The sequence below is a fragment of the Streptomyces sp. GL_140 genome (assembly GCF_057834465.1).
In genome coordinates this window covers 6614059-6632757 of sequence record NZ_CM174404.1, presented here as the reverse complement: position 1 = coordinate 6632757, position 18699 = coordinate 6614059, and the positions used below count along the sequence as shown (strand labels likewise).

12 protein-coding genes are annotated in these 18699 nt (G+C 68.7%); 3 read left to right on the top strand and 9 right to left on the bottom strand.

Going from position 1 to position 18699, the window contains the following annotated elements:
* Nucleotides 1–13 precede the first annotated feature (13 nt).
* From AC3IYJ_RS31060 to AC3IYJ_RS31045, 4 genes are all read right to left on the bottom strand, one after another.
* Nucleotides 14–1303: a sugar ABC transporter permease gene (locus tag AC3IYJ_RS31060; protein WP_489402977.1), complete on the bottom strand. Its 1290-nt coding sequence runs from the start codon at nucleotides 1301–1303 to the stop codon at nucleotides 14–16.
* A gap of 26 nt (nucleotides 1304–1329) precedes the next feature.
* Nucleotides 1330–2118, bottom strand: coding sequence for an ATP-binding cassette domain-containing protein (locus AC3IYJ_RS31055; protein WP_112447331.1), 789 nt, complete (start codon nucleotides 2116–2118; stop codon nucleotides 1330–1332).
* Between the two features lie 179 nt (nucleotides 2119–2297).
* Nucleotides 2298–3410: a sugar ABC transporter substrate-binding protein gene (locus AC3IYJ_RS31050; RefSeq protein WP_489397829.1), complete on the bottom strand. Its 1113-nt coding sequence runs from the start codon at nucleotides 3408–3410 to the stop codon at nucleotides 2298–2300.
* 118 nt (nucleotides 3411–3528) lie between these two features.
* Nucleotides 3529–4743, bottom strand: a complete 1215-nt coding sequence (locus tag AC3IYJ_RS31045) for an ROK family transcriptional regulator (RefSeq protein WP_384649854.1) — start codon at nucleotides 4741–4743, stop codon at nucleotides 3529–3531.
* Between the two features lie 611 nt (nucleotides 4744–5354).
* Between AC3IYJ_RS31045 and mgtA the strand changes: the two genes are divergently transcribed.
* Both mgtA and AC3IYJ_RS31035 read left to right on the top strand, forming a co-directional pair.
* Nucleotides 5355–8075 (top strand): magnesium-translocating P-type ATPase, encoded by a 2721-nt coding sequence (mgtA, locus tag AC3IYJ_RS31040; protein ID WP_489397828.1) that lies wholly within the window; start codon nucleotides 5355–5357, stop codon nucleotides 8073–8075.
* A gap of 28 nt (nucleotides 8076–8103) precedes the next feature.
* Entirely contained in the window at nucleotides 8104–8832 is a 729-nt protein-coding gene (locus AC3IYJ_RS31035; RefSeq protein WP_489397827.1) for an MgtC/SapB family protein, read from the top strand.
* Here the strand turns inward: AC3IYJ_RS31035 and AC3IYJ_RS31030 are convergent.
* The 5 genes from AC3IYJ_RS31030 to AC3IYJ_RS31010 form a co-directional block, all read right to left on the bottom strand.
* Nucleotides 8825–9754, bottom strand: a complete 930-nt coding sequence (locus tag AC3IYJ_RS31030) for a carbohydrate ABC transporter permease (protein ID WP_489397826.1) — start codon at nucleotides 9752–9754, stop codon at nucleotides 8825–8827. The genes AC3IYJ_RS31035 and AC3IYJ_RS31030 overlap by 8 nt on opposite strands.
* A 12-nt stretch (nucleotides 9755–9766) precedes the next feature.
* Nucleotides 9767–10711 (bottom strand): carbohydrate ABC transporter permease, encoded by a 945-nt coding sequence (locus tag AC3IYJ_RS31025; RefSeq protein WP_489397825.1) that lies wholly within the window; start codon nucleotides 10709–10711, stop codon nucleotides 9767–9769.
* A gap of 44 nt (nucleotides 10712–10755) precedes the next feature.
* Nucleotides 10756–12207 carry an N-acetylglucosamine/diacetylchitobiose ABC transporter substrate-binding protein gene (gene ngcE, locus AC3IYJ_RS31020; RefSeq protein ID WP_489397824.1) on the bottom strand — a complete coding sequence of 484 codons (1452 nt, stop codon included), beginning with the start codon at nucleotides 12205–12207 and terminating at the stop codon, nucleotides 10756–10758.
* Nucleotides 12208–12529: 322 nt separating this feature from the next.
* Nucleotides 12530–15244: an aconitate hydratase AcnA gene (gene acnA / locus AC3IYJ_RS31015; RefSeq protein WP_489397823.1), complete on the bottom strand. Its 2715-nt coding sequence runs from the start codon at nucleotides 15242–15244 to the stop codon at nucleotides 12530–12532.
* Nucleotides 15245–15398: 154 nt separating this feature from the next.
* On the bottom strand, nucleotides 15399–16490 hold the full coding sequence (locus tag AC3IYJ_RS31010; RefSeq protein ID WP_489397822.1) for a LacI family DNA-binding transcriptional regulator: 1092 nt from the start codon (nucleotides 16488–16490) through the stop codon (nucleotides 15399–15401).
* Nucleotides 16491–16582: 92 nt separating this feature from the next.
* Here AC3IYJ_RS31010 and AC3IYJ_RS31005 point away from each other — a divergent pair, with 92 nt between their 5' ends.
* Nucleotides 16583–18604: an amidohydrolase gene (locus AC3IYJ_RS31005; protein ID WP_489397821.1), complete on the top strand. Its 2022-nt coding sequence runs from the start codon at nucleotides 16583–16585 to the stop codon at nucleotides 18602–18604.
* Nucleotides 18605–18699 lie beyond the last annotated feature (95 nt).

Below are 18699 nucleotides of genomic sequence, written 5' to 3'. Positions count from 1 at the left end.
GCCGCCCGACCGGTCAGGCGCGTCCGGCCGTCTTCTGCGTCTTTCGGGTGACCGAGTCGATCACCACGGTGGCGAGCAGCACGGCGCCGGTGATCATGTACTGGATCGGCGTCGCGATTCCCTCCAGGGCCAGACCGTACTGGATGGACGTGATGACCATGACGCCGAGGAGCGCGTTCCAGGTCCGGCCGCGGCCGCCGAAGAGGCTGGTGCCGCCGATGACGGCCGCCGCGATGACGTTCATCAGGAGGTCGCCGGCGCCGGCGCTCTGGTTGGCCGCCGCGATCTTGGAGGCCCAGAAGAGGCCGCCGATCGCCGCGAAGGTGCCGGCGATCGCGAAGACCGTGATCCGGACCCGGTTGACGTTGATGCCGGCGCGCCGGGAGGCCTCGACGCTGCCGCCGAGCGCGAAGACCTGGCGGCCGAAGGTGGTGCGCCGCAGGACGAAGTCCGTGGCGACCAGGGCCAGCAGGAAGAGCACCACCGCGAGCGGCAGGCCCTTGTACTGGTTGAACACGACCGCGGGGCCGAAGGTGAACAGCGCGAGGAGCCCGGAGCGCAGCAGGATCTCGCCGAGCGGACGGGAGGGGACCCCGGCGGCCTCACGACGGCGGGCGTCGAAGAACGTGGCGAGGAAGTACCCGGCCACGGCGACGGCCGCGAGCCCGTAGCCGACGGCCACGTCCGAGAAGAAGTACGTGGTCAGCTTCCCGACCACGCCCTCGGAGTCGAGGTTGACCGTGCCGTTGCTGCCGAGGATCTGCAGCATCGCGCCGGACCAGAAGAGCAGGCCCGAAAGGGTGACGGCGAAGGCCGGGGCGCCGATCTTGGCGAAAAAGAACCCGTGGAGGGAGCCGATCAGGGCACCTCCGGCGACGGCGGCCGCGATGGCGAGCCATTCGTTGACCCCGTGGGTGACCGCGAGGACGGCGACGATGGCGCCGGAGACACCGCTGACGGAACCGACCGAGAGGTCGATCTCGCCGAGCAGCAGCACGAAGATGATGCCGACGGCCATCATGCCGGTGGCCGTCATCGTGATCGCGATGTTGGTGAGGTTCTCGGGGCCGAGGAAGTTCGAGTTCAGGCTCTGGAAGATGCTCCAGATGATGATCAGGCCGAGGACGACGGGCACGGAGCCCAGGTCGCCGGACTTGAGCTTGCGCCCGAACTCGCTCACGTACCCGGCGAAGCCCTGCTCGCGGACGAGCAGCCGGGGGTCCACGGCCGGAATGGCGTCGTGCGCCGCGGCCGGGTTCACCGGGTCGATGTGCTGCGCCTGGCCTGCCGGGCCCTTGCCCAGTGGACCGGCGGCATGCTTGTGGGTGCTCACTTGCGGGCCTCCCCGGTGCGGGCCGCCCGGCGGGTCACGGCGTTGTCCGTGGCCCCGGTGATGGCGGAAATGATCTCTTCCTGCGACGTGTCCTTCACTGAGAAGACACCGTTGTTGCGGCCCAGCCGCAGTACCGCCACCTTGTCGGCGACGGCCTTCACATCGGCCATGTTGTGGCTGATGAGGATGACGGCGTGGCCGCGCTCACGCAGCCGCTCCACCAGGTCGAGGACCTGTGCGGTCTGCTCGACGCCGAGGGCCGCGGTGGGCTCGTCAAGGATGACGAGCTGGGGTTCGCCCAGCATGGAGCGGGCGATCGCCACGGTCTGGCGCTGGCCGCCCGAGAGCGAGGCGATGGGGATTCGGACACTGGGGATCCGGATCGACAGGGTGGTCAGGAGCTCGCGGGCGCGCCGCTCCATCTCCACCTCGTCGAGGATGCCGCGCCTCTTGAGCTCGCGGCCGAGGAAGAGGTTGCCGACGACATCGATGTTGTCGCACAGCGCGAGGTCCTGGTAGACCGTCGCGATGCCCAGGTTCTGGGCGTCGTGGGGCTTGGTGATCGAAACCGGGCGGCCCTCCCACTCGATGACTCCGTCATCGATGGGGTGCACGCCGGCGATCGTCTTGACCAGCGTGGACTTACCGGCGCCGTTGTCGCCGACGAGGGCGACCACCTCGCCGGAATGGATCTCAAGTTCTACGTCGGTCAGGGCCTGAACGGCGCCGAACCGCTTCGAGACCCCTCGCAACGCCAGCACGGGCGCAGCGGACACATGAACCATCTCCTTCGCCGCCTGACCGGCGGGGATGTCGTGCAAAAGAGCAAGACCACAGGGGTATTCGGGAAAAAACCGTGGGGGAGGAGAAACGATTCTGTCCGGCGCCCCGCCAGTGGCGGGATGGAGGCGGGAACGCCGGACAGGAATGGGGGCCGGCTCGGACTGCGCCGAGCGGCGGGGCCTTACTTCAGGCCGAGGGTGGCGCAGGCGGCCGCGTACTTGTCGGTGCAGATCTCGTCGGCCGTGTAGACGTTGTCCCGGATGACGGTGTCCTTCACGTTCGCCTTGGTCAGCGAGACGACCGGGATCAGCAGGGACGGAACGCCCTTGGTGGTGGGGCTGTCGACCTTGGCGGTGGCCGTGGTCGCGATCGAGTCACCCTTGGCGAGGGCGACGGCCATCTTCGCGGCGGCCTCGGCCTCGGGGGCGTACGGCTTGTAGACGCTCATGAACTGCTCGCCCGCCACGATCCGCTGCACACCGGCGAGTTCGGCGTCCTGACCGGTCACCGGGGGCAGGGGGGAGACACTGGCCGCCTTGAGGGCGGTGATGATGCCGCCGGCCATGCCGTCGTTGGCGGAGTAGACGCCGACGACCTTGTCCTTGCCGAGCGCGGTGAGCGCGGCCGCCATGTTGGTGTTGGCGTTCTCCGGCTTCCACTCGACGGTGTCGTACTCCTTGCCGATGTTCACCTTGCCGTCGAGGACGGAGTGCGCGCCCTTCTTGAACAGGGCGGCGTTCGGGTCGGTGACGGAGCCGTTCATCATGACGATCTGGCCGTCCTTGGCCTTGTCGCCAAGGGCCTCCAGGAGCGCCTTGCCCTGGACCTTGCCGACCTCTTCGTTGTCGAAGGAGGTGTAGGCGTCGATCGGGCCCTCGGCCAGTCGGTCGTAGGCGACGACGGGGATGCCCGCGTCCTTGGCCTTCTTGACCGAGCCGGCGATGGCCTTGGAGTCCACCGCGTCGATGATCAGCACGTTCACCTTGTTGGTGATCATCGTGTCGATCTGCGAGTTCTGGGTGGTCGCGTCCTGCTTGGCGTTGGCGTAGACGACCTGGCCCTTGCCCGCGGTGAGATCGGTGACGGCCTTCTCGATGAGCGGCTTGTCGAACTTCTCGTAACGCGCGGTCTGGTTCTCCGGCAGGAGCAGACCGACCTTGATCGCGTTGCCCTTGACGGTGGCGGTGGAGTCCTTCTTGTCGCCGGACTCCTTCGCACTGCCACAAGCGGCGAGCGAGACGGCCATGGCGCTGGCGGCGACGGCTACGGCGGCTCTGCGCATACGCGTGTTCATTACTTGAACCTCCCTGACGAGGCCGCAACACTGCGGCCGAGGTGGATGTGAGTCAACCCCGGCCGCAAGTTTGCCGTCAAGGAGTGAATCCTTAACGAGATGACAACGGTGCCATCCGTTATCTAACTGAAGACAAGACGGCTGGTGCTCGCACTCCACTGCCATTTTCCGCCAAAAGCGTCGAATCGCCCATTTCGCTGAGCACCAGGGCCAGGGCTCCCAGCACCTCGGCGCGACCGCCCAGCGACCCTGTGAGCACTGACAATTGCCGGGCCGCGCTGGGAATCGCGTACCTTCCGACCGATTCGCGGATGGGGGCCAGTACCAGCTCCCCGGCGTCCGCGAGCGAGCCTCCCAGGACCACCCGGCTCGGGTTCAGGAGGTTGCACAGACTGGCCACGCCGCTGCCGATGTGGCGGCCGACGTCGGTGATGACCCGACGGCAGCCCGGGTCCCCTCCCCTGGCCAGCTCGACCACCCGCTCCATCGTCAACTCCGGTCCGTGGCTGCTCTGCAGGAGCGGCAGCACGTACCGGGCGGCGGCGAAGGTCTCCAGGCATCCACGGTTGCCGCAGCGGCAGACCGGGCCCGATTCGTCCAGCGTGATGTGCCCGATCTCGCCGGCCGTTCCACCCGGACCGCGGTAGATCTGACCGTTGATCACCAACCCCGCGCCGACGCCGCTGGCGACCTTGATGTACGCCAGGTCCTTCACTCCCCGGCCGCTCCCCCAAACGAGTTCACCCAGCGCTCCGAGGTTCGCGTCGTTGTCCACGTACACCGGCACGCCGAGGCGCTGCGAGAGCTCCTGGCGCGGGTTGATCCCGGCCCAGCCCGGCAGGATCGCGGTGGATCCGAGGGTTCCGGATTCCACGTCGATGGGGCCCGGGACGCCGAGTCCGACGCCGATGACCTTGTCGCGGCCGACCCCGATCCCCGCAATGAGCCGTCCGACCAGGGCCTCGGCCCGGTCGAAGCCGTCCACCCAGGAGGCGTCCACGTCCAGCGGCTCGGCCTCCTCGGCCAGCACCTGGTGGGCAAGGTTCCCCACGGCCACCCTCAGATGGGTGTGCCCGAAGTCGACCCCGATCACGATGCCGGCGTCACCGCTGAGCGAGACGCTGCGCGCCCGCCGGCCGCCCGCCGAGGTGTCCGTGACCTCTACGGTCCCGGCCTCCTTGAGCTCGCGCACGATGTTGGAGACCGTGGCCGCCGACAGTCCGGTGGTCCGGGCGATCTCCGCCTGGGTCAGCGAACCCGCGAGCCGCACCGCCCGTACGACGCGCTCCAGATTCGCGCGATGCAGTGAAGACTGCGATCCGGGAGTCTGCACGACTCATCCACTCCTGCCCATAAGCAACGGCAAGCCGTCGCCCCCCGGCCGGTGCCCTGACGGCTGTGTGCCCCGAGACCCCGGCGTCTCTCCAACTTGTGAACCTTAAGTCGAGCCTTTGGTCCCCGCGACGTCAAGAGGCCGACGCGGCACGAATCGGCCACTACCGCCCATAAGTACGAGAGAAATATCCATGGGCATCGTGTTACGGTCGCTGTGGCGCCGATCTTCTACGGCCTTCCCGGCCGGATCGGGCGCCCTCTGTCATGACAGCGCTACGCAAGGAGGTGTTCGGGATGAGTCCCGATCGAAGTCCTTGCAGCGCTCTCTTCGGCTGATCCTGAGGCGTCCAGACCCGCTCTGCCCTCCTGACCTGCCGATCTCTCTTCGAGCGTGCACGGCCGCGGCCCTTCGCCGCCCCCGTGTGTCCCTGCATTCATCTTCGTGATCCGCAGCCCCTTCCGCATGCCCGGCCCCCTGGCCGCGGCCTGCGTCATCCATGCCCACCGGCGTGCCCCGCGGCCTTGAGTGCCCACTCGCGCCGACCCATGATCACTCCACGTGACCGGACGGCTTCGCGCTGCCCGGACGCCGTGGAGGGAGGATTCGTCATGACCATGCTCACCCCCCGTACCCCCACGAAGCTCGCACCCCCGGGCCGGGCCCGCCGCGAGCGCAAGGCCGCCGAGCTGGAGGCCCGCACCCGTACCGTCGGCGAACGGCTCGTCGAGGCCGGCGCCCGGCCCGGCGTCCAGGTCCTGCAGGAAGTGGACGCTTCCCCGGCCGGCCTCACCCACTCCGAGGCCGCGCTGCGCCTGGAGCGCCACGGCGCCAACGTCGTCGCCCAGGAGCGGACGCCCCTGTGGTTCGTCCAGCTCGCGAAGGCCTACTGGAATCCCTTCATCGGGGTCCTCGTCTTCCTGGCCGCCGTCATGTACTGGCAGGACCCCGCCGACCCCGGCGTGATCATCCTCTCGGTGATGGTCGGAGTCAGCGGACTGCTCCGCTTCTGGCAGGAATACCGCTCCGGCCGCGCCGCCGACGCGCTCAAGCAGCTCGTCACCACCACCTGCGCGGTGCAGCGCCGGGCCGGCAGCGGATCGGGCCCCACCACCTTCGAGATCCCGATGGACCAGGTGGTCCCCGGTGACATGGTCAAGCTGGCCGCCGGCGACCTGATCCCCGCCGACCTGCGGCTCATCACGTCCAAGGACCTCATGGTCAGCCAGGCCTCGCTGTCCGGCGAGTCCCTGCCGGTGGCCAAGGCCGACACCCGGGCGGAGGACCTCGGCCGGTCCGGGACCACCGACCCCGTCGAGGCCGACAACATCTGCCTGATGGGCACTTCGGTGACCTCCGGCACCGCCACCGGAGTCGTCGTCGCCACCGGCGCCGACACCTACTTCGGCTCGATGGCCGGCTCCCTGGTCGGCGAACGCCCGGAAACCAACTTCGACACCGGCGTGCGCAGGGTCAGCTACCTGCTGATCCGCTTCATGCTGGTGATGGTCCCCGTCGTCTTCATGATCAACGGCTTCACCAAGGGCGACTGGGAGGCCGCCTTCCTCCTCGGGATCGCCGTCGCGGTCGGCCTGACGCCCGAGATGCTGCCGATGGTGGTCTCGGCCAACCTGGCCCGTGGCGCCGTCGCGATGTCCAAGCGCAAGGTGGTCGTCAAGCGGCTCAACGCGATCCAGAACCTGGGCGCCATGGACGTGCTGTGCACGGACAAGACCGGCACCCTCACCGAGGACCGGATCGTCCTGGACCGCTACCTGGACGTGCACGGCGACGAGGACGGCGAGGTCCTGGAGTACGCCTACCTCAACTCGCACTTCCAGACCGGCCTGAAGAACCTGATGGACCAGGCGGTCATCGACCGCGTCGACGAGGCCGAGGAGGTTGTCGTCGATGCACGGTTCTCGATGGTCGACGAGATCCCCTTCGACTTCGCCCGGCGCCGGATGTCCGTGGTCCTCAACCGCAACAGCATGGTGGGCCGGACCGGCCGCCCCGAGCACGTCATGATCACCAAGGGCGCCGTCGAGGAAGTCCTCGCCCTGTGCACCCACATGACGGACCGCGGCCGGAAGGTCGAACTGACCGAACAGCTGCGGTGGCACGTCACCCGCATCGCCGAGGACAACAACCGCAAGGGCCTGCGCGTCCTGGCCGTCGCCACCCGCACGATGAGCACCCCGCGCGACACCTACTCGGTCGCCGACGAGGACCAGCTGACCCTGATCGGCTTCCTCGCCTTCCTCGACCCGCCGAAGGCCGACGCGGCCCAGGCCCTGCAGGGCCTGGCCGACAAGGGCATCGCGGTCAAGGTGGTCACCGGCGACAACGAGCTCGTCGCCGCCCGGGTCTGCGCCGACGTGGGCCTCACCGTCGGCCACGTGGTCAACGGCACCGAGATCGACACCCTCGACGACGCGGAGCTGCGCGCACTGGCCGCCCGTACGACGGTCTTCGCCAAGGTCAACCCGGTCCAGAAGGCCCGGATCGTGCGGGCCCTGCAGGCCGACGGGCACACGGTCGGCTTCCTCGGGGACGGCATCAACGACGCGGCGGCGCTGCGCGACGCGGACGTCGGCATCTCGGTCGACACCGCCGTCGACATCGCCAAGGAGTCCGCCGACATCATCCTGCTGAAGAAGGACCTGACCGTCCTGGAGCAGGGCGTGATCCAGGGCCGGACCACCTTCGGCAACACGATCAAGTACATCAAGATGACGGCCAGTTCGAACTTCGGCAACGTCTTCTCCGTACTGGTGGCGAGCGCCTTCATCCCGTTCCAGCCGATGCTGGCGATCATGCTGCTGGTCCAGAACCTGGTCTACGACATCGCCCAGCTGGCCACGCCCTGGGACCGGATGGACGAGGAGTACCTGCGCAAGCCCCGCAACTGGGACGCCAAGGGCATCGGCCGCTTCATGCTGTGCATCGGCCCGATCAGCTCGATCTTCGACATCGCGATGTTCGTCATCATGTGGAACGTCTTCGCGGCCAACAGCGAGGCGAACCAGGCGCTCTTCCAGTCCGGCTGGTTCATCGAGGGCCTGCTCTCGCAGACCCTGATCGTCCACATGATCCGTACCCGCAAGATCCCCTTCATCCAGTCCCGCGCCTCCTGGCCGGTGATGGTGATGACCGTCCTCGCGGTGCTGACCGGGCTCTACCTGCCCTTCTCGCCGCTGGCCGCCTCGCTGGGCTTCGTCGCCCTGCCGGCGAGCTACTTCCCGTGGCTGATCGGCGTGCTGCTCGCGTACTGCACGCTCACGCAGCTGCTGAAGACCGTGTACATCCGCAAGTTCAACACCTGGCTGTAAGCAGCCGAACAGAAGGAAGGAGAGGCCGATGATGACCGAATGGGACATGGCCGCGCACCTGGCGGCCGCGCTCGGATTCGGGGCGGCCATCGGCCTCGAACGGCAGTGGCGGGCCCGGATGGCGGGTCTGCGGACCAACGCCCTGGTGGCGGGCGGGGCTGCGCTCTTCGTACTGCTCTCGCAGTACGGGTTCATCGGCGAGGTCTCGGTGGTCCAGTACGACGGCTCGCGGGTCGCCGCCCAGATCGTCTCGGGGATCGGCTTCCTCGGCGCCGGCGTGATCATGCGCGACGGGCTCAGCGTCCGGGGCCTGAACACGGCCGCCACCCTGTGGTGTTCGGCGGCTGTGGGCTGTCTCGCCGGGACCGGGATGTTCGTCCTGGCGGCCTGCGGCACGGCGGGCGTGGTGGGGGCCAACCTCCTGCTGCGCCCGCTGGGCCGGCGCATGGACCGCGAACCGCGGGGCGGGGCCGAGGTGGCCACCGACTTCCACTTCGAGGCCGTGTGCCTGGAGGCGGAGGAGGCCCACATCCGCCACCGGCTGGTCGACGCGCTGGGCCGGCCGGGCTACCAGCTGCGCTCGATCAGCAGCCAGGACGGCCCGAAGGCCGGCCTGGTGACGGTGTCCGCGCTGCTGACCGCCGAGGGCGAGGGGGGCCGGATGCTGGAGGAAGCGGTCAGCAACCTCTCCCTGGACCCCTCCGTCTCGGCGGTCAGCTGGTCGGTCGTGCCCGACCCGTCGGTCTCGGCTACTTGAGCGTGGCCGAGGTCAGACCCGCCTGGATCTGCCGCTGGAAGGACAGGTAGACCACCAGCATCGGGATCATCGCGATGGTCACACCGGCGAACAGCACCGGCAGGTCCGTCTCGTAGCCCATCTGGTACTGCAGCTGGATCAGGCCCTGGGTGAGCATGTAGCGCTCGGGGTCGGATCCCGTCTGCGGCTGCATCAGTACGGACGGCAGGATGTACTGGTTCCACTGCCCCAGGACATTGAATATCCCGACGCTGATCAGGCCGGGCTTGGCCATGGGCAGCATCACCTGGAAGAAGATCCGGGTGTGCGAAGCCCCGTCGATCACCGCCGCCTCGTGCACGGCCGTCGGCAGCGTCCTGAAGAAGGAGTGCATGAAGAAGACGGTGAACGGCATCGAGTACGCCACGTAGACCAGGATCAGACCTTGGTACGTGTTGAGCATGTCCAGCCGCTTCACCATGAAGAACAGCGGGACGAGCGCCAGGAAGACCGGGAACATGGCCCCGCTGACGAAGAAGTAGTAGATCGGCCGGTTGCCCCGGAAGGGGTACCGGGCCAGGACGTACGCAGCCATCGAGCCGAGCAGCATCGTCAGCGGAACCGAGAACACCATCACGATCACCGTGTTGGCGAAGTAGCTCCCGATGCCCTTGTTCCAGGCGCGGGGGAAGGCGTCGAAGTGCCAGTTGGCCGGCCAGCTCAGGGCCGATTCGCCGATCTGCACGTCGGTCTTGAACGAACCGAGCACCAGCCAGATGAGCGGGAGGACGATCAATATCCCCCACACGGCGAGGAAGCCGTGCGAGAAGACGTTGAGGACCATCCCGTCGGAACCGCTCTTCTTGCGGCCGCGGGGCTGCCCGGAGGCGGCGGAGCGCTTCTCGGCTGCCGCCTCGCCCGGTGCTTTGATCACAGTGGTCATCGTGGTCTCCCGCTAGAACTCGACGTGCTCGCGGCGAGTGGCCCGCAGCGTGATGGCGGAGAGGATCAGGGTGAGGACGAGCATCACGACCCCCATGGCGCAGGCGTAACCGGCCTTGCCGAAGTAGAGGAAGTTACGCATCAGCACCGTCGCCATGACCTCGCTGTGGTGGTCCGGTCCGCCGCCGAACTGGCCCGAGGTCATGGTCGACACGAGGACGAACATGTCCATCGCGGCGATGCCCAGATAGACCGCGGAAGTCTGCACAGAATCCCACAGCAGGGGCAGCGTGACCTTGAAGAAGGTCTGGGCGCGCCCCGCGCCGTCGAGCAGCGCGGCCTCGTAGATGTCCTTGGGCACCGACTGCATGGCGGCCGAGAAGAGGACGAGGTAGAAACCGACCCCGTGCCAGACGACTACGAGCAGCAGGCACCAGAGGACGAAATTGGGCTGGTTGAGCCACTCGATGGGGTGCTTCGGGTCGACCAGGCCCAGTTTGGTGAGGAATCCATTCAGCAGCCCTCCCTCGTCACTGCGGTACACGGCTCCGAAGAGCACCGCGAGGATCGCGAGGGAGAGGACCTGCGGGAAGAAGTAGATCACCTTGTAGAGGGCTGAACCCGCCACCCCCTGGACCCCGCCCGCTCCGCTGCGCCCGCCGGCGTTCAGCATGAAGGCGAAGAACAGGGAGATCAGGATGGTGACCGTCGGGACGAACACCAGGAGCAGCAGATTGTGCAGCAGTGCGCCGCGGAAGACCTCGTCCTTCAGCAGGGCCGAGTAGTTGTCCAGCCCGACGAAGTCGAAAGTCGGTGACTGACCCGTCCAGTTGGTGAAGGAATAGCCGAACGTCTGAATGTACGGCCAGATGACAAAGGTCAGGTACAACGCGAGGGGCAGGACGAGGAAGCCGGCGATGAAGCCGCCCCGCCCCTTGCTGTTTGCTACGTGGCTCATGGTGTCCGTCCCTGGTGGTTCCGGGTGACCGGTGGACGCGGGTGTCAGCTGCGCTTGTTGTTCTTGGCGTTCGGGTCCTTCGTGGCCTTGTCTACCGCAGCCTGGGCCCGCTTGATCCATTCCTTGGGCTGGATGCGCTTGGCCATCAGCTCATTGGACGCGTTCTCGATCTCCGTGCCCATCTCGCTGTACCAGTCCGCGTAGCGGTAGTTGAAGGTGTTGTCCCCCGCCGCCTTGAGGGCCGCCACGGCCGACTGGGTACCCGGACGCAGCTTGACCGCCGGGTCCACGCCGTCCTTGAGGATGGTGAGGGAGTTGGCCTGCTGGGCGAAGAGGGTCGACCACTCGCGCGACAGCATCGAGCGGAGGAACTCCAGGCCACCGGCCTTGTTGGCGGCCTTCTCCGGGACGATGAAGGGCTCGCCCGCACCGGCGCGGATGGCCTCGAAGGGCAGCTTGCTCCCGGGCAGCACCGGCATCGGCAGGAACTGCATGTCGAAGTCTTCCGGGGTCTGCTTGAGCTGCTCGTTCTCCAGCCAGGAGCCCGAGGTGATGAAGGCGGCCTTGTACTGGTTCCACTGGGTCTGGGACTCGGTGTGCGTCAGGCCGTTGGTGCCCGGCATGAGCAGGTCCTTCTCGACGACGTCGTAGATCGCCTCGACGGCCTCGAGCGCCACCGGGTTGTCCGCGAAGGCGTTCGGCTCCAGGTTGTCGATCGCCTTCATGGCATCCAGGCCGCCCTTCTTGGCGATCAGGTCCATGATGGCGACGTTGATGTAGTACGGGTACTTGCCCTGGTGGGCGAGGCCGCCGATGCCGGCTTCCTTGGCCTTCTTACAGATCTCGATGAACTCGGGCCAGGTCTTCGGCGGGGTCCAGCCCTTCTCCTTGAAGAGCTTGCCGGAGTACCACAGGCCCCAGACGGTGTAGACGTACTGCAGGGCGACGAACTTGCCGCCGACCATGCCGCCTTCGACGGCCCCGGGCATCAGCGTGTCCCGGACCTTCTTGGTCGGGTCGTCGAGGGAGGGGGCGTCGAGCACCGCGGTGAGGTCGGCGACCTGGCCGCCCTTGACGAGCACGTCCAGCTTGATCTGCTGGGCGCCTGAGTCGTCGACGACGTCCGGCGGGTTGCCGCCGTTGAAGCGCGGCTGCAGCTTGGAGGTGATCTCCTGGGTGGAGAGGTGGGAGGTGGTGGTGCCCCACTTCTTGTCGAACGCCGCCTCCCAGGCCTTGGCGTAGTCGTCGCCGTAGCCGCCCTTGAAGACCACCACGTCGAGCTTGCTGCCCTTTGCGACGCCGAACGGGTTTTCCTTGGTGACGGCCGTCTTGGACTCGTTGCCCTTGGTCGTCTCGTCGGAGCCCGAAGCGCAAGCGGACAGGAAGCTCATCGTCGGTACGGCGATCAGTCCGAGTGCCGCGGAACGCTTGATCAGGTCCCGGCGGCCGAGGCCCTCACCGTTGCTGTTCTCGCCGTGGGCGGAGGTGGATCCCATGCTCAAGTCCTCGCCTTCGTCAGGAGTGTGAAGGAGGAAGGAAAGTACGGCTGTTGCCGCGCATGCGGACATAACCGCAGGTCCCCGCCATCCCCCCGTCCGGAGCCGCTCGTTTCGCGGTGACCCGGACGGGCACAGGTATAGTCCACTTCCGCTCCTGTGAGCAAGATCATGTACCGGTATGCGTCCCGGCTTTTCCGAGTTGAGACCTCACCGTCACCTGACCTGGACCGTCGGAGCCGCCCACAAAAGCGGAAGGGCCGTACCCCCTTAACGGGGGTACGGCCCTTTGGTGCCGGTATGCGCTCAGCCGCGGATGTGCTTATCCACGGATGAGGTTGCGGAGCACGTACTGCATGATGCCGCCGTTGCGGTAGTAGTCCGCCTCACCCGGGGTGTCGATGCGGACGACCGCGTCGAACTCCACGCCGGACTCGGTGGTGACCTTGACCGTGCGCGGGGTGGTGCCGTTGTTCAGCTCCTCCACACCGGTGAAGGAGAAGGTCTCCTCGCCCGTGAGGCCCAGGGAGGCCGCCGTGACGCCCTCGGGGAACTGCAGGGGCAGGACGCCCATGCCGATCAGGTTGGAGCGGTGGATGCGCTCGTAGGACTCCGCGATGACGGCCTTGACGCCGAGCAGCGCGGTGCCCTTGGCAGCCCAGTCGCGGGACGAGCCCGAGCCGTACTCCTTGCCCGCCAGGATGACCAGCGGGATGCCGGCGGCCTGGTAGTTCTGCGAGGCGTCGTAGATGAAGGCGACGGGGGCGCCCTCGACGGTGAAGTCGCGGGTGAAGCCGCCCTCGGTGCCCGCCGCGATCTGGTTGCGGAGGCGAATGTTGGCGAAGGTACCGCGGATCATGACCTCGTGGTTGCCGCGGCGGGAACCGTACGAGTTGAAGTCGCGGCGCTCGACGCCGTGCTCCGTGAGGTACTTGCCGGCCGGGGTGTCGGCCTTGATCGCACCGGCCGGGGAGATGTGGTCGGTGGTGACCGAGTCGCCCAGCTTCGCCAGCACGCGGGCGCCGGTGATGTCGGAGACCGGGGTGGTCTCCATCGTCATGCCCTCGAAGTAGGGGGGCTTGCGCACGTAGGTGGACTGCGGGTCCCACTCGAAGGTGTTGCCGGTCGGGATCGACAGCGCCTGCCACTGGGCGTCGCCCGCGAAGACGTCCTGGTAGGACTTGGAGAACATGTCCTCACCGATGGCGTTCGCCACGACGTCGTTGACCTCGGCCTCGGAGGGCCAGATGTCCTTCAGGAAGACCGGCTTGCCCTCGGTGTCGGTGCCGATGGCGTCCTTGGTGACGTCCACCTTCATGGAGCCCGCGATGGCGTACGCGACGACCAGCGGCGGGGAGGCCAGGTAGTTCATCTTGACGTCGGGGTTGATGCGGCCCTCGAAGTTGCGGTTGCCCGAGAGGACCGAGGTGACCGCGAGGTCGTGCTCGTTGATCGCCTTCGAGATCTCCTCGTCCAGCGGACCGGAGTTGCCGATGCAGGTGGTGCAGCCGTACCCGACGAGGTTGAAGCCCATCTTGTCGAGGTACGGGGTCAGGCCGGCCTTGTCGAAGTAGTCGGTGACGACCTTCGAGCCCGGGGCCAGGGTGGTCTTGACCCACGGCTTGCGGGACAGACCCTTCTCGACCGCCTTCTTGGCCACGAGCGCCGCGGCGACCATGACGTAGGGGTTCGAGGTGTTGGTGCAGGAGGTGATCGCGGCGACGGTGACGGCGCCGTGGTCGATCTCGAAGGAGGTGCCGTCGGCCAGGGTGACCTGGGTCGGGCGGCTCGGCACGCCGTTGGTGGCGGCCGGGGCGTCGGAGGCCGGGAAGGACTCCTTGCCCGCCTCGTCGTCGTCCTCGACGTAGTTGCGCACGTCGAGGGCGAACTGCTGCGAGGCGTTGGCGAGGACGATGCGGTCCTGCGGGCGCTTCGGGCCGGCGATGGAGGGGACGACCGTGGAGAGGTCGAGCTCGAGCTTCTCGGAGAAGTCCGGCTCGGCAGCAGGGTCCAGCCACAGGCCCTGGGCCTTCGCGTACGCCTCGACCAGGGCGACCTGCTGGGCGTCGCGGCCCGTCAGGCGCAGGTACTTCAGCGTCTCGTCGTCGATCGGGAAGATCGCGGCGGTGGAGCCGAACTCCGGCGACATGTTGCCGATGGTGGCGCGGTTCGCGAGCGAGGTGGCGGCGACGCCCTCACCGTAGAACTCCACGAACTTGCCGACGACGCCGTGCTTGCGGAGCATCTCGGTGATGGTCAGAACGAGGTCGGTGGCGGTGGTGCCGGTGGGCAGCTCGCCCGTCAGCTTGAAGCCCACGACGCGCGGGATCAGCATGGAGACCGGCTGGCCCAGCATCGCGGCCTCGGCCTCGATGCCGCCGACGCCCCAGCCCAGTACGCCCAGGCCGTTGACCATCGTGGTGTGCGAGTCGGTGCCGACGAGGGTGTCGGGGTACGCCTGGCCGTTACGGACCATGACCGTGCGGGCCAGGTGCTCGATGTTGACCTGGTGGACGATGCCGGTGCCCGGCGGGACGACCTTGAAGTCGTCGAACGCGGTCTGGCCCCAGCGCAGGAACTGGTAGCGCTCCTTGTTGCGGCCGTACTCCAGCTCGACGTTCTGCGCGAAGGCGTCCTTCGTGCCGAACTTGTCGGCGATGACCGAGTGGTCGATGACCATCTCGGCGGGCGAGAGCGGGTTGATCTTCGCCGGGTCGCCACCGAGGGCCTTCACGGCCTCGCGCATGGTGGCGAGGTCCACGACGCAGGGAACGCCGGTGAAGTCCTGCATGATCACGCGGGCCGGCGTGAACTGGATCTCCTCGCTGGGCTGGGCCTGCGAGTCCCAGTTTCCGAGCGACCGGATGTGGTCGGCGGTGATGTTCGCGCCGTCCTCGGTACGGAGCAGGTTCTCCAGCAGGACCTTCAGGCTGTAGGGAAGGCGGGCAGAGCCCTCGACCTTGTCCAGCTTGAAGATCTCGTACGACTCGTCGCCCACCTGCAGCGTGCTGCGGGCGTCGAAGCTGTTCGCCGACACGACAGTCTCCTTCATGCATGAATTCGCGCGTATTACCGCAATCCTGCCGCTCGGCACTCTGGCCAATCCGCTAAGGTGAGGCTAAGTTAGGCAACCCTTACCAGCGGGACGGCTGCGGTACGTCCGGGGCAGATATCTCGATGTCGAGATAACTCTAGTACATGTGCAGGGGCTGGGACGAGGCACGCACCCGCAGCCCCGCCGGTACCGTCAGCTGGCCGGCCGATTCCACATGTCCGGATTCGACGAGCTTGACCAGCACTGACACGGCCGTGGCGGCGATCCGGTCCGGATCGAAGGTGACGGTGGTCACGGCGGGTTCGTTCTCGGCGTAGGCCGGATCCTCGCTCGCGCACACCAGCAGCAGGCCGTCCAACCCGGATCCGGCGCTCCCCCTCCCACCCGGCACCGGGATGCCGTGGCGGGCGGCGGCGGCCAGCACCTGGCGGCCCCCCGGGTCGTATACGCAGTAGACGGCGTCCGGCCGGTCCGGTCCCGCGAAGGCGGGGTCGAAGGCGTGCCCGGCCGCGTCGTTCGGGTCGAAGGGCACCACGAGCGCAGCCCGCCCGTGCGAGGCGCACCAGTGTTCATAGGCTGAGGTGACGGCCTCGGTGTAGAACTCCCGGCCGTACCCGGAGTGCAGGGCGATCCGCCGGGCGCCGGATCGCGCCAGGTGGTCCAGTACCTCGTGGGTGGTGGCGGTGTGGTCGTTGTCCACCCACACGTCCCCCGGCCGGGGATCGGGCGGGCGCCCGTCGAAGACCACCGGCAGACCTCGCGCCCGCAGAGCGCGCAGCACCGGGTCGTCGGCCGGGGTGTCGAGCAGCAGCATCCCGTCCACCGCGAGCTGGTGCCACAGCGGCTCGGCGCCCCGGTCGGCGGGCAGCGTGGTCAGGGCGTAGCCGTGGGCATGGGCGGCCGAGGTGGCGGCGGTGAGCAGCCGGGAGAAGTAGGCGATCCGCGCGAAGTCCCAGGCGAAGCCCGCGTACGTGGTCACCGCGACGCCGAGGCTGCGGTTGTGCGGGCCGCGCCGGGCGCCGTAGCCGAGGGCGCCGGCCACCTCGCGGACCCGGCGGCGGGTGGACTCGCCGAGCCGGCCAGTGCCGTTGAGCGCGTGCGAGACCGTCGCGGTGGACACCTCGGCGGCGCGAGCGATGTCGGCGAGGGTCGGACCGGGGACGGGGGCGGGCGCGGGCAGGGAACCGGGGGCGGGGCCGGGAGCGGGGAGGGGAACGGGCGCTGACACGTGGCCATCGTACGGATTTCGTCGCGGGAGACGGGTTCTGGTTAAGCCGTTAATCAAACAGCGTCCTGGCCACACCAACGTTTGGAGTGGGCATGCAGTCATCTTCGTCCCCCCGGTCCGCACAGTCCCCGTCGTCCCCGGCCTCCCCCTCGTCCGTGCAGTCCGCGCCGTCCGCGCTGAGCCGTCGGGGGCTCCTCGCGGCGGCCGGGGCCGCCGGGGCGGCGGGGCTGCTGGGCGCGGGACCGGCGTCGGCCGCCTCCTCCGGCTCTACGGGCTCTACGGGCTCTACGGGCTCTACGGGCTCCACGGGCTCCACGGGCTCTTCCGGCGGGCGGGGTTCGGCCGCGCTGGTGGTCCACAACGCCTCCGTGTACACCGGGACCGGCGGCCGGGCGCCCGTACGGGCCGTCGCGGTCGGCCGGGACGGGAAGATCCTGGCCACCGGGACCGACGCGGCCCTGCGCCGGTACGTGGGCCGCGACACCGAGGTGGTCGACGCCCGCGGGAACACCGTGATGAGCGGCATCCACGACGGCCACGTGCACCCGCTCGGCGCGGGCGAGCGCTCGCTCTCCCCCTCCCTGAACGGCGCGGAGACCACTCTGGACGACCTCCGGGCGATCTTGACCGGCTTCCTCGCCGACACGGGCGGCGCGGCCGCCGAGCCCGACCGCTGGCTGGTGGTGGAGGACTGGAACCCGGTCGGACTGCTGCCCTCGGGCACCAATCCGCACCACGAGATGCTGGACGCCCTGCCGACCCGGCGGCCGATCGCCCTGGTCGGCGGCGACGGGCACAACCTGTGGGCCAACCAGCGGGCACTGGACATCGCCGGGATCACGGCGGCCACCCCCGACCCGGTCGGCGGCAAGGTGGTCAAGGGCGCCGACGGCAGGCCCACGGGCGTCCTCAAGGACGACGCGCAGGGCCTGGTGAAGCGGCACGTCCCGGAGCCCACCCGGGCCGAACTGGTCGAGGCCTGCGCCAAGGTGCTGGAGCTGGCGGCCGCGTCCGGGGTGACGACGATGATGGACGCCCTGGTGGGACGGCACGAGCTGGAGCTGTACCAGGCCCTCTCGGGGGCGGGCAGGCTGCCGCAGCGGATCGTGCCGGCGATCCGGCTGGACGCCGAGCAGGCCAAGGACCCGGCCGCCTCGCTGGCCTACGCGCGGGGGCTGCGGCGGGAGTTCGAGGGGGTGCGGGGGCTCCGGTTCGGGATGATCAAGGTGTTCCTCGACGGAGTCATCGAGTACCCGGCGCAGACGGCCGCGCTGCTGGAGCCGTACCTCGACGGGAACGGCAAGCCGACCGCGAACCGGGGCGAGCTCTACACCTCGGCGGCGGACTACGGCCGGCTCAGCGCCGCCTTCAACCGGGCGGGCTGGCAGATGCACGCCCACGGCCTCGGGGACCGGGCGGCGCGCACGGCCCTGGACGGGTACGCGTACGCCCGGCGGGCCACGGGCCTCAAGGACGCCCGCAATGCGGTGGCACACCTGCAGATCGTGGACCCGGCGGACCTGCGGCGCTTCGCGCAGCTGGGTGTCGCGGCGTGCATGCAGCTCCAGTGGGCGACGGAGGACACCTGGACGATGGAGGCGCTGCTCCCGTACATCGGGCCCGAGCGGCACCGGTGGATGTACCCGGCGCGCAGCCTGGAGAAGGCGGGGGCGCGGCTGACGGGCGGCTCCGACTGGCCGGTGGACGCCCTTCAGGTGTGGAACCAGCTGCGGACGGCGATCGACCGGCAGGGCGCCTTCGGATCGGGCGCGCTGCACCGGGAGAAGGAGGCGCTGAGCCGGGACACCACGTTGCGGATGCACACTTCGGGAACGGCGTGGCAACTGCGCCAGGAGGAACTGACGGGCACGGTGGAGGCCGGCAAGGCCGCGGACCTGGTGGTGCTGGACCGGGACGTGACCCGCTGTCCGGTGGCCGACATCAGCGGGACCGGGGTCCGGCTGACCCTGGTCGGCGGCCGGGTGGTGCACGACGCGGACTCGACGTCGGGGCGGGCGGCTTCGGCACGGGTGGCGGGCGCCGCTTCGGGCCCGCGGCCGACCGCGTACGCCTCGGTGCACGCCGGTGGCCGCCACCACGCCTGTGGGCACTGACTGAGGGGTCTGGCTGAGGGGTCTGGCTGAGGGGTCTGGCTGAGGGGCCTGGCTGAGGGGCCTGGCTGAGGGGCCTGCGGGCGGGCCCCGCAGGC

Excerpts from the sequence above, each read along its gene's own strand:
- AC3IYJ_RS31055 (WP_112447331.1), bottom strand. The coding sequence starts at position 2,118 with ATGGTTCATGTGTCCGCTGCGCCCGTGCTGGCGTTGCGAGGGGTCTCG.
- AC3IYJ_RS31050 (WP_489397829.1), bottom strand. The coding sequence starts at position 3,410 with ATGAACACGCGTATGCGCAGAGCCGCCGTAGCCGTCGCCGCCAGCGCC.
- mgtA (WP_489397828.1), top strand. The coding sequence starts at position 5,355 with ATGACCATGCTCACCCCCCGTACCCCCACGAAGCTCGCACCCCCGGGC.
- AC3IYJ_RS31035 (WP_489397827.1), top strand. The coding sequence starts at position 8,104 with ATGATGACCGAATGGGACATGGCCGCGCACCTGGCGGCCGCGCTCGGA.
- AC3IYJ_RS31030 (WP_489397826.1), bottom strand. The coding sequence starts at position 9,754 with ATGACCACTGTGATCAAAGCACCGGGCGAGGCGGCAGCCGAGAAGCGC.
- AC3IYJ_RS31025 (WP_489397825.1), bottom strand. The coding sequence starts at position 10,711 with ATGAGCCACGTAGCAAACAGCAAGGGGCGGGGCGGCTTCATCGCCGGC.
- ngcE (WP_489397824.1), bottom strand. The coding sequence starts at position 12,207 with ATGGGATCCACCTCCGCCCACGGCGAGAACAGCAACGGTGAGGGCCTC.
- AC3IYJ_RS31005 (WP_489397821.1), top strand. The coding sequence starts at position 16,583 with ATGCAGTCATCTTCGTCCCCCCGGTCCGCACAGTCCCCGTCGTCCCCG.